General features: G+C 66.2%; 9 protein-coding genes and 2 tRNA genes. 8 read left to right on the forward strand and 3 right to left on the reverse strand.

The window, feature by feature from the left end; genetic code table 11:
* Positions 1–96: 96 nt before the first annotated feature.
* From ACP7BH_RS01220 to ACP7BH_RS01240, 5 genes are all read left to right on the forward strand, one after another.
* Positions 97–777 carry a type 1 glutamine amidotransferase domain-containing protein gene (locus ACP7BH_RS01220; RefSeq protein WP_425984365.1) on the forward strand — a complete coding sequence of 227 codons (681 nt, stop codon included), beginning with the start codon at positions 97–99 and terminating at the stop codon, positions 775–777.
* Positions 778–971: 194 nt separating this feature from the next.
* Complete coding sequence (locus ACP7BH_RS01225; protein ID WP_425984827.1) at positions 972–1,370, forward strand: DUF1489 family protein; 399 nt, start codon at positions 972–974, stop codon at positions 1,368–1,370.
* Positions 1,371–1,433: 63 nt separating this feature from the next.
* Positions 1,434–2,771, forward strand: coding sequence for an MATE family efflux transporter (locus tag ACP7BH_RS01230; RefSeq protein WP_425984363.1), 1,338 nt, complete (start codon positions 1,434–1,436; stop codon positions 2,769–2,771).
* A 190-nt stretch (positions 2,772–2,961) separates the two neighbouring features.
* The gene (metG, locus tag ACP7BH_RS01235; RefSeq protein ID WP_304937392.1) at positions 2,962–4,665 is read left to right on the forward strand and encodes a methionine--tRNA ligase; all 1,704 of its coding nucleotides are present in this window, start codon (positions 2,962–2,964) and stop codon (positions 4,663–4,665) included.
* A gap of 21 nt (positions 4,666–4,686) precedes the next feature.
* On the forward strand, positions 4,687–5,400 hold the full coding sequence (locus tag ACP7BH_RS01240) for a 2OG-Fe(II) oxygenase (protein ID WP_425984361.1): 714 nt from the start codon (positions 4,687–4,689) through the stop codon (positions 5,398–5,400).
* Here ACP7BH_RS01240 and ACP7BH_RS01245 read toward each other — a convergent pair whose 3' ends face one another.
* Genes ACP7BH_RS01245 through rlmB form a run of 3 tightly spaced genes read right to left on the reverse strand, consistent with a single transcriptional unit; the run spans position 5,401 to position 7,473 of the window.
* Positions 5,401–5,739: a rhodanese-like domain-containing protein gene (locus tag ACP7BH_RS01245; protein ID WP_425984359.1), complete on the reverse strand. Its 339-nt coding sequence runs from the start codon at positions 5,737–5,739 to the stop codon at positions 5,401–5,403.
* Positions 5,736–6,557 (reverse strand): YjbE family putative metal transport protein, encoded by an 822-nt coding sequence (locus ACP7BH_RS01250; RefSeq protein ID WP_425984357.1) that lies wholly within the window; start codon positions 6,555–6,557, stop codon positions 5,736–5,738. Before ACP7BH_RS01250 ends, ACP7BH_RS01245 begins: the two co-directional genes overlap by 4 nt.
* A 31-nt stretch (positions 6,558–6,588) precedes the next feature.
* A complete protein-coding gene (gene rlmB, locus ACP7BH_RS01255) occupies positions 6,589–7,473 on the reverse strand; it encodes a 23S rRNA (guanosine(2251)-2'-O)-methyltransferase RlmB (RefSeq protein ID WP_425984355.1) in 885 nt (294 codons plus the stop codon).
* Positions 7,474–7,621: 148 nt separating this feature from the next.
* On the opposite strand from rlmB, the gene ACP7BH_RS01260 reads away from it, so the two are divergent.
* The 3 genes from ACP7BH_RS01260 to tuf all read left to right on the forward strand — a co-directional run bounded on the left by ACP7BH_RS01260 (position 7,622) and on the right by tuf (position 9,104).
* Positions 7,622–7,705: transfer RNA gene (locus tag ACP7BH_RS01260), tRNA-Tyr, on the forward strand.
* An 82-nt stretch (positions 7,706–7,787) separates the two neighbouring features.
* Positions 7,788–7,861, forward strand: a tRNA-Gly gene (locus ACP7BH_RS01265).
* Positions 7,862–7,913: 52 nt separating this feature from the next.
* Positions 7,914–9,104 (forward strand): elongation factor Tu, encoded by a 1,191-nt coding sequence (tuf, locus tag ACP7BH_RS01270; RefSeq protein ID WP_135193056.1) that lies wholly within the window; start codon positions 7,914–7,916, stop codon positions 9,102–9,104.
* Positions 9,105–9,349 lie beyond the last annotated feature (245 nt).

Raw genomic sequence — 9,349 nt, forward strand, 5'->3', positions numbered from 1 at the left:
GCTGGCAGGGTGGGTGTTTTTCCATGCAGAGGCCAGCCTTGAGGCGCAGCGTGCGGCTTCCCATCTGTGGACACCCCAAGAGACGGAGCCTTCCTTATGAACATCCTGCTGGTGCTGACATCGCACGATCAACTCGGCGACACGGGCAAGAAGACCGGCTTCTGGCTGGAAGAGCTGGCGGCCCCCTATTACGCGCTGAAGGATGCGGGCGCGCAGGTCGTGCTGGCCTCGCCCAAGGGCGGACAGCCGCCGCTGGATCCCAAGAGCGACGACGCGGACGCCCAGACCGACGACACGCGCCGCTTCAAGGCAGACGCCGAAGCGCAAGCCGCCTTGGCCTCGACCGTCGTTCTGTCCTCGGTGAAGGCCGATGATTTCGACGCCGTCTTCTATCCCGGCGGTCACGGGCCGCTGTGGGACCTGGCCAATGACGCGGATTCCATCGCCCTGATCGAGGATTTCGCCAAGGCCGACAAGCCGACTGGCTTCGTCTGTCATGCACCGGGCGTGCTGAAGTCGGTGACCGGCGCAGACGGCAAGCCGCTGGTCAACGGCCGCAAGGTGACGGGCTTCACCAACTCTGAAGAGGATGCGGTGGGTCTGACGGACGTGGTGCCGTTCCTGGTCGAGAACGTGCTGATCGCCAATGGCGGCGACTATTCCAAGGGGCCGGATTGGGGGTCGTATGTGCAGACCGACGGAAAGCTGGTGACCGGCCAGAACCCGGGGTCGTCGCGTGAAGCGGCCGAGGCGCTGCTGGGGTTGTTGAAGGCGTAGCACGAAGGGGCTCCCAGTTTCGGGTAACACCACCTGTCGGTTGATCATCGGTCGATGAACCGCCGGCCGTCGTGGGCGCCGAAATCGTGGTCGCCAGTTCCGTGACCTGTCTGTAAGCGGTCCGCTGTTCCGCGAGACAAGCTCCTTTGATGAACAATCTGGCCAAGGCGCTTCTGGGCGACTACGTGGGCGCCATGCCGCTTCACATGATCAAACTGGGCGTCGGGGTGCCGGATGTCGAATGGCTGGAGGCCCGCGCCGACAAGGGCGGGCCTCTGGTGGTCCACACGCGGATGACGCCTAAACGCGCGCCGGAAATCGAGGACGGCGGCTCGCTGTACTGGGTGGTGAAGGGGACCATCGTCTGCCGCCAGCCCGTGCTCGACATCGCCACCCTGGGGGAGGGCAAGCAGAGCCGGTGTGAAATCACCCTGGCGCCCCAGGTGATCCGCACCGCCCCCATGGCGCGGCGGCCCTTCCAAGGCTGGCGCTATTTCGAGCCCAAGGACACGCCGGTCGACCTGACCGAGCTGGATGCAGGCGAGGCGCCAGAGGAGTTGGTGCGCCAGCTTCGCGAATTGGGCGCCTGGTAGGCTGAACCCACAGAGTTTTTGGGTGTTGACCGCGACGGGTCCGCGTGGCCTGTGCCGCCTCCGATGATCGCGCTCAGCCCCCAGACCCGTACCGCCTTCCGAGACCTGCTCAACCTGGCTTGGCCGGTGATCCTGTCGCGCCTGGGAATCATGACCATGGGCCTGACCGACGCCATCGTGGTCGGGCGGTTTTCGAGCCAGGAATTGGCCTTCCACTCCCTGGCCTGGGCGCCGACCTCGATCGTGGTGACGACGGCGGTCGGGCTGATGCTGGGCGTGCAAGTGATGACGGCGCGGATGCTGGGCGAGGGGCGTCGGCACGCCGTCGGCTCGGTGCTGCGTCGGGGCATGACCTATTCGCTTCAGATCGGCGTGGTCTCGATGATCGCCCTCATCGCCGTCGGCCCCTGGGGGCTGGGTCAGATGGGGCTGGACGACGGTCTGGCCGAGGGGGCGGGACCGGCTCTGGTCGTCTTCGCCCTGTCCATGCCCTTCTATCTGATCTCGGTGACGGGACAGTTCTTCCTGGAGGCCCTGGGGCGGCCAAAGCCCGGCATGGTCGCCATGTGGGTGGCGAATGGGGTCAATCTGGCGCTGAACATCGTGCTGGTTCCCGATCTGCTGGGCATCGGTTTCGACGGCGCCTTCGCCTCGGCCTGGGCGACGTTCGGGGCGCGAGCGGCGCTGGCGATCTTCCTGGTGGTCTATATCCTGCGCCTGCCCGAGGCGCGGGCTCTGGGTATCTTCGACAAGCCCGAGCGTGATCCCAAGGCGGCGCGCGAACAGGTCAAGGTCGGCCTGGGCGCCGGCGCATCCTATTTCATCGAGGTCGGGGCCTTTTCCGGCTTCACCTTCTTCGCCGGTCAGATCGGCACGGCGGAGACGGCCGCCTGGGCGGTGGTGCTGAATGTCTCGGCCATCGTCTTCATGCTGCCCATGGGCCTGTCGTCGGCGACGGCGGTTCTGGTGGGCCGCAGCTATGGCGCGGGCGACGGGCGAGGGGTGTTGAGGGCCGGTCTGGTGGGCTTGAGCGTCGTGACGGCAATGACCTTCATCGTCGCCCTGCTGGTCTGGCCCAGCGCGCATCTGATCGTGGGCGCCTACAATCGCGATCCGGTCCTGCTGGCCATCGCCGCCCCGGCTCTGGTGCTGGCGACCCTGTTCTTCGTCGCGGACGGAATCCAGGTGGTGGCGGCCCAGGCGAACCGCGCGGCGGGCGACGTCTGGTGGCCCACGATCATGCATTTCGTGGCCTATGGGGCGGTGATGATGCCGCTGGGCTGGGTGCTGGCGCACCGTATGGGCGTGGACGGTCTGGTCTGGGCCATCGTGATCGCCAGCCTGGCGTCTTCTGTCCTGCTGACCGGGCGGTTCGTCCGGGTGGCGCGGCGGCTGCCTTAGAATTCTCCCTCCCCTTCATGGGGAGGGGCGGCGAAGCGTAGCGCAGCCGGGGTGGGGAAGTTAGAACTCCGCCCAGGCCCCTTCGGGCCTGATCGCTGCGCGATCGTCCCTCCCCATGAAGGGGAGGGAGAGGTGACGGCGCGTTCGTCACTGTCTATATCCCTGCGCTTCCCCGAACTCCTGGACGATCATGGCCCGCATCCTCATCACCTCGGCGCTGCCCTACATCAACGGCATCAAGCACCTGGGGAATCTGGCGGGCTCGATGTTGCCGGCCGACGTCTGGGCGCGATTCAAGCGGGCCCAGGGGCATGAGGTGCTGTACATCTGCGCCACCGACGAGCACGGCACTCCGGCCGAGCTGGCCGCCGCCGCCGCCGGCCAGGACGTGCGGACCTATTGCGACGAGCAGCATGAGATCCAGAAGGCCGCCGGCCAGGCGTTCGGCCTGAGCTATGACTGGTTCGGCAGGTCGTCGAACCCGCAGAACCATCGCCTGACCCAGCATTTCGCCGAGGCCCTGGAGAAGAACGGCCTGATCGAGGAGCGGGTGGATCGGATGATCTATTCGATCGACGACGCCCGCTTCCTGCCCGACCGTTATGTCGAGGGCACCTGCCCCCACTGCGGCCATGTCGGCGCGCGCGGGGATCAGTGCGACAACTGCGGCCGGTTGCTGGACCCCACCGATCTCATCGACCCCTATTCGTCGGTGTCGGGGTCCAAGAACCTGGAGGTGCGCGACACCCGCCACCTCTATCTGTTGCAGACCAAGATCGAGCCCCAGATCCGCGCCTGGGTCGACGGCAAGACCGGCTGGCAGGTGCTGGCCAAGTCCATCGCCTACAAGCACCTGGACGAGGGGCTGATCGACCGGGGCATCACCCGCGATCTGGCCTGGGGCGTGCCGGTGCTGAAGGACGGCTTCCCCCGTCCGGGCATGGAGGACAAGGTCTTCTACGTCTGGTTCGATGCCCCCATCGAATATATCGCCGCGACGGAGGAATGGGCCGAAGCGACCGGCGGGTCGTGGCGCGACTGGTGGCGTCTGGACGAGGGGGCCGAGGACGTCCGCTATGTCCAGTTCATGGGCAAGGACAATGTGGCCTTCCACACTGTCAGTTTCCCGGCGACCATCATCGGCTCGGGCGAGCCGTGGAAGACGGTGGACCAGCTGAAGGCCTTCAACTGGCTGAACTGGTACGGCGGCAAATTCTCGACCAGCCAGAAGCGCGGCGTCTTCATGGACCAGGCGCTTGAACTGCTGCCGGCCGACTACTGGCGCTGGCGTTTGACGGCTTACGGCCCGGAACATGCGGATTCGGCCTTTACCTGGGAGGATTTCCAGGCCTCGACGAACAAGGACCTGGCCGATGTGCTGGGCAACTTCGTCAACCGGATCGTCAAATTCGCCGAGTCGAAGTTCGACGGCGTCGTGCCCGAAGGCGGCGAGGCCGGGCCTGTCGAGATCCAGCTGGAAGCCGACATCAAGGCGGGCATCGCCGAGGCGACCGAACAGTTCGAGGCCATGGAGTTCCGCAAGGCGGCCCAGGCCCTGCGCGCCGTCTGGGTGCTGGGCAACGAATATCTGCAGGTCGCCGCGCCCTGGACCGCGCTGAAGACCGACCGCGACCGCGCGGCGGTGGGCGTGCGGACGGGGCTGAATCTGGTGGCTCTGTTCGCCCGTCTGGCGGCGCCGGTCCTGCCGTTCTCGGCCGAGAAGATCGCGGCTTCGGTGGGATCAACCGACCTGAGCTGGCCGGGCGCGGACGAGAATGTGCTGAATAGTCTGGCCGTCGGTCAGGCTGTGGCGGCCCAGGGCGTGTTGTTCGCCAAGATCGAGGACGCCCAGGTGGCGGAATGGTCCGAACGCTTCGGCGGCGCGGACGCCTGATTGGGCGGGCGGGGATATGCGATGACGCCGACCTTGACGCTCTTGACCGACGAACGGCGCGCCGCGATTCGCGAGCGAATGGCGCGCACAGGCCGCACGCAGATCGACGGCATCTTGGCTTTGAACGACGCTCAGGGACTGTATGAGGCGGCGACGACCGCCGACTACAATGTCGTGACGCGGCGCGGGAAGGGGCATGTCGATCTGCCCGCCGCCTGGCTGGCGTCGCTATCGCCGGATCAGAAACAGGCCTTGGGGCAGGCGGTGCAGGCGTCGGCCCAGACCAACTTTCAGTATCTGTACGACAACCACCCCATCTACGACCTGGTCGAGGCGGGGCAGGCGGCGCCGGTGTGGTCCGACCTGCTGGCCTTCCTGAACGACGAGGCTTTCCTGAATCTGATGCGCGATGTGACCGGCGAGCCGCGCATCGCCCTGGCCGACGCGCAACTGACCCGATATCGCCCCGGACATTTCCTGACCGAGCATGACGATCATGCGGACGGCAAGAACCGCTTCTTCGCCTATGTGCTGAACCTGACGCCCGTCTGGCGGATCGAGTGGGGCGGCCTGCTGGCCTTCCACGGCGCCGACGGCAATGTGGCGGAGGCCTTCACCCCCCGCTTCAACACCCTGAACCTGTTGAAGGTGCCGACGCCCCATTCCGTGACCCAGGTCGCCCTGTCGGCGGCGGCGGACCGGATATCGGTTACGGGGTGGTTGAGGGGGCTCTGATCAAGCCTGTTCCGCGACGATCACAGGAAGGCCGGCGGCGTGCCAGGCCTGGATGCCGCCGGTCAGGTTGAACAGAGGCTGGCCGTTGGGGCCGGTCGGGCCGACGAAGGCGCAGACCTGGTGGCTCCGGCCGCCCTTCAGGCACTGGACGATGATCTTCCTGTCGGCCGGCAGGTCCAGCGCCTCCCAGGCGGCAGGCATCTGGCTGAGCGGGGCCAGGATGGCGCCGTCGATGCGCGCCGCGGCGAACTCGTCCGGTTCGCGCACATCGATCAGGACTGCCTCGCCGGATTGCAGCCAGGCGGCGGCCTCCTCGACCGCGACCGTGGCGACCGTCATACCGCGGGCGCCGCAGCCGGCGCCGTCGGTTCGGCGGGCGCCGGGGTCGGGCTGGTCTCGGTGCGCCTCTGGCCCAGGTGTTTGGCGGCTTCCTCGGGACTGATCTCGATAAAGGCCGGGGCCGAGGCGTTGAACTCGTCCATATGGCCGGTGCGGACCACCACCTGACGGGCGCCGTCCCAGATCATGTGGATGGCGACGTACAGAACCACGACCAGGCCGACATAGCCGATCCAGCGGTAGCGATGCAGCAGCTTGGCGATGAAGGTGGCGGCCAGACCCATCAGGGCGATCGACATAATCAGGCCGAAGACCATGATCCAGGGGTGGTCATGGGCGGCGCCGGCGACGGCCAGCACATTGTCCAGCGACATGGTCAGGTCGGCGATCATGATCTGAAGCAGGGCGGCGCCGAAGGACTTGCGCTTCAGGCCCAGCTCCTCGGGCGACGGCCCCTTGCCGTGCTCGATGCTCAGGGCCAGTTCGAGTTCTCTCTCGGCCTCGGCCTGGTCGTGGGTGCGCTGTTCCTGCAGTTCGCGCCACATCTTCCAGCAAACCCACAGCAGCAGAAGACCGCCGGCCAACAGCAGGCCGACCAGCGCCAAAAGTTGCACCGTGATCAGAGCAAAGCCGATGCGCATGACGACGGCGGCGGCCAGGCCGATCAGAATGGCCTTCTTGCGCTGTTCCTGGGGCAGGGCGGCGGCGGCCAGGCCCACGGCGACGGCGTTGTCGCCGGCCAGGACCAGATCCATCAGGAGGACCTGGCCCAGAGCGGCGGCCTGGCTGGCGAATTCGGGAGACGAGAAAAATTCCATTTCCGCTCTCTAACGCCGGTGCGACCTTCTGTCAGCCGCGTTGAGCGCGAGACGCCTCATAAAGCGCGACGGCGGCGGCATTGGAGACATTCAGGCTCTCGAACCCGCCCGGCATGGGGATCTTGGCCAGGACATCGCAATGCTCGGCGACCAGTCGGCGGATGCCGTCGCCCTCAGACCCCATCACCAGGACGGTGGGCTGACGATCCAGCGCCTCTTCCAAAGTCTGCTCGCCCGTCCCGTCCAGACCCACGGCGCGCCAGCCCAGGTCGGCCAGCCGTTCCAGGGCGCGCGACAGGTTTGTCACCCGGGCGTGGGGCAGGCGTTCGGTGGCGCCGACCGCCGCCTTGGCCAGGGCGCCGGCCAGGGCGGGGGCATGGCGGTCCTGGACGATGATTCCCCGCGCGCCGAAGGCCAGGGCCGAACGGAAGATGGCGCCGACGTTCTGCGGATCCGTCAGCTGGTCCAGCATGACGATGACGCCCTGGGCCGGATCGGCCAGCTCTTCCAGCGATACGCCTTCCAGCGGCTGGACCTTGAAGGCCAGGCCCTGGTGCACGGCGCCGGGGGGCAGCATCCGGGTCAGGGCCTGGACCTCGACAACCTCGATCTTGTGACCGTGGGCCAGTTTGCCCTCTTCGATCTCGGCGGCGCGCTCGGCCGTGGCCAGGAGGCGACCCGTGCCGCGACGCGCGGGATTCGCCAAAGCGGCCAGGACCGGGTGACGGCCCCACAGAAAATTATCGGCGTCCGACTTGTTCCGATCGGGCGCACGGGCCGGGCGGGGCGCATCGTCGCGCCCGCCAAACCCTTGCGGAGCGGGCTTTTGCCCCTTGTCGCGCGGCCCCTCAGGCCGGTTTCCGAAGACCGGTTTTTTACCGCTTCTACGGTCGTTGCGTTCTGTTTTCGACGACACTATAAGACGCCCTCCGATTTGGAGCCCCAAGGGCTTTCGGGTCTGGGCGCCCCCTCTATCCTAGAGGAGGCGACAAGCCGAAGGCTTTTGTTTCGTCCCGCTTCTTTATGGCGGAAACGAGGGGTCCGACGGTTCGACAAGGCGCGCTGGGGGAATGTCCCGAGTGGCAAAGGGGGGGGACTGTAAATCCCCTGCGTAAGCTTCGTAGGTTCGAGTCCTACTTCCCCCACCACGCGCCTTGACGGATACGACGGATCAGGACGACGGAGAGGAACCGGCTGCGGCGTTCCTTCGCGAACTTCCGCAGTCTCCGCGCGGGTATAGCACAATGGTAGTGCAGCAGCCTTCCAAGCTGAGGATGTCGGTTCGATCCCGTCTACCCGCTCCAGGTTTTTTGATCAGCATCGCGCCCCTCAACCCGGGCCATCAGGAGTTTGGCCATGGCCAAGGAAAAGTTCGAACGGAACAAGCCGCACTGCAACATCGGCACGATCGGCCACGTTGACCACGGCAAGACCACGCTGACGGCTGCGATCACGATGACGCTGGCCAAGGCCGGCGGCGCGAAGGCCATGGCCTATGCCGACATCGACGCAGCGCCGGAAGAAAAGGCCCGCGGCATCACGATCAACACCGCGCACGTGGAATATGAGACGGCCAACCGTCACTACGCCCACGTCGACTGCCCCGGCCACGCCGACTATGTGAAGAACATGATCACCGGCGCCGCGCAGATGGACGGCGCGATCCTGGTGGTGTCGGCTGCCGACGGCCCGATGCCGCAGACCCGCGAGCACATCCTGCTGGCCCGTCAGGTCGGCGTGCCGGCTCTGGTGGTCTTCATGAACAAGGTCGACCTGGTCGATGACGAAGAACTGCTGGAACTGGTCGAAATGGAAGTGCGCGAGCTGCTCTCGTCGTACCAGTTCCCGGGCGACGATATTCCGATCACCAAGGGTTCGGCCAAGGCCGCGACCGACGGCGTGAACCCGGAAATCGGCGAACAGCGCGTTCTGGCCCTGATGGAAACCGTCGACGCCTACATCCCGCAGCCGGAACGTCCGGTCGATCTGCCGTTCCTGATGCCGGTCGAAGACGTCTTCTCGATCTCGGGCCGCGGCACCGTGGTCACGGGTCGCGTCGAAAAGGGTATCGTCAAGGTCGGTGAAGAAGTCGAAATCGTCGGCATCCGTCCGGTCCAGAAGACGACCTGCACGGGCGTCGAAATGTTCCGCAAGCTGCTGGACCAGGGTCAAGCGGGTGACAACGTCGGCGTTCTGCTGCGCGGCACCAAGCGTGAAGACGTCGAGCGCGGCCAAGTGCTGTGCAAGCCGGGCTCCATCACCCCGCACACCAAGTTCCTGGCCGAAGCCTACATCCTGACCAAGGAAGAAGGCGGTCGTCACACGCCGTTCTTCACGAACTATCGCCCGCAGTTCTACTTCCGCACCACGGACGTGACCGGCATCGTTCACCTGAAGGAAGGCGTCGAGATGATCATGCCCGGCGACAACGCCGAACTGAACGTCGAACTGATCACCCCGATCGCCATGGACCAGGGCCTGCGCTTCGCCATCCGTGAAGGCGGCCGCACCGTCGGCGCCGGCGTCGTCGCCAAGATCGTCGAGTAGTAAGAGCGGCCTCAAGTCGCGAGCCTCCGCGAGGCGAGCATAGGCCGACCAAAAGAGTAAGCGTAACAGAGCGGCCCCCGGAGAGATCCGGGGGCCGTTTTGCTTTGTCCCGCTGGTCTTTCCCTTCTCCCATGGGGACAAGGTGGCTCGCAGAACCGGATGAGGGGGGTACGGTGCTGATCGCGTCGCACAGCGTAACCCCTCACCCTTTCGCGCAAGGCCGATCGCTGCGCTCTCGGGCGCTC

It is taken from the genome of Brevundimonas sp. TWP2-1, assembly GCF_049897645.1.
In the GTDB taxonomy this organism is placed as follows: Bacteria; Pseudomonadota; Alphaproteobacteria; order Caulobacterales; family Caulobacteraceae; genus Brevundimonas.

Bases quoted from the DNA above. Each gene is read 5' to 3' on its own strand.
- ACP7BH_RS01240 (WP_425984361.1), top strand. From the start codon at position 4,687: ATGACGCCGACCTTGACGCTCTTGACCGACGAACGGCGCGCCGCGATT.
- tuf (WP_135193056.1), top strand. From the start codon at position 7,914: ATGGCCAAGGAAAAGTTCGAACGGAACAAGCCGCACTGCAACATCGGC.
- ACP7BH_RS01230 (WP_425984363.1), top strand. From the start codon at position 1,434: ATGATCGCGCTCAGCCCCCAGACCCGTACCGCCTTCCGAGACCTGCTC.
- ACP7BH_RS01250 (WP_425984357.1), bottom strand. From the start codon at position 6,557: ATGGAATTTTTCTCGTCTCCCGAATTCGCCAGCCAGGCCGCCGCTCTG.
- ACP7BH_RS01220 (WP_425984365.1), top strand. From the start codon at position 97: ATGAACATCCTGCTGGTGCTGACATCGCACGATCAACTCGGCGACACG.
- ACP7BH_RS01245 (WP_425984359.1), bottom strand. From the start codon at position 5,739: ATGACGGTCGCCACGGTCGCGGTCGAGGAGGCCGCCGCCTGGCTGCAA.
- ACP7BH_RS01225 (WP_425984827.1), top strand. From the start codon at position 972: ATGCCGCTTCACATGATCAAACTGGGCGTCGGGGTGCCGGATGTCGAA.
- metG (WP_304937392.1), top strand. From the start codon at position 2,962: ATGGCCCGCATCCTCATCACCTCGGCGCTGCCCTACATCAACGGCATC.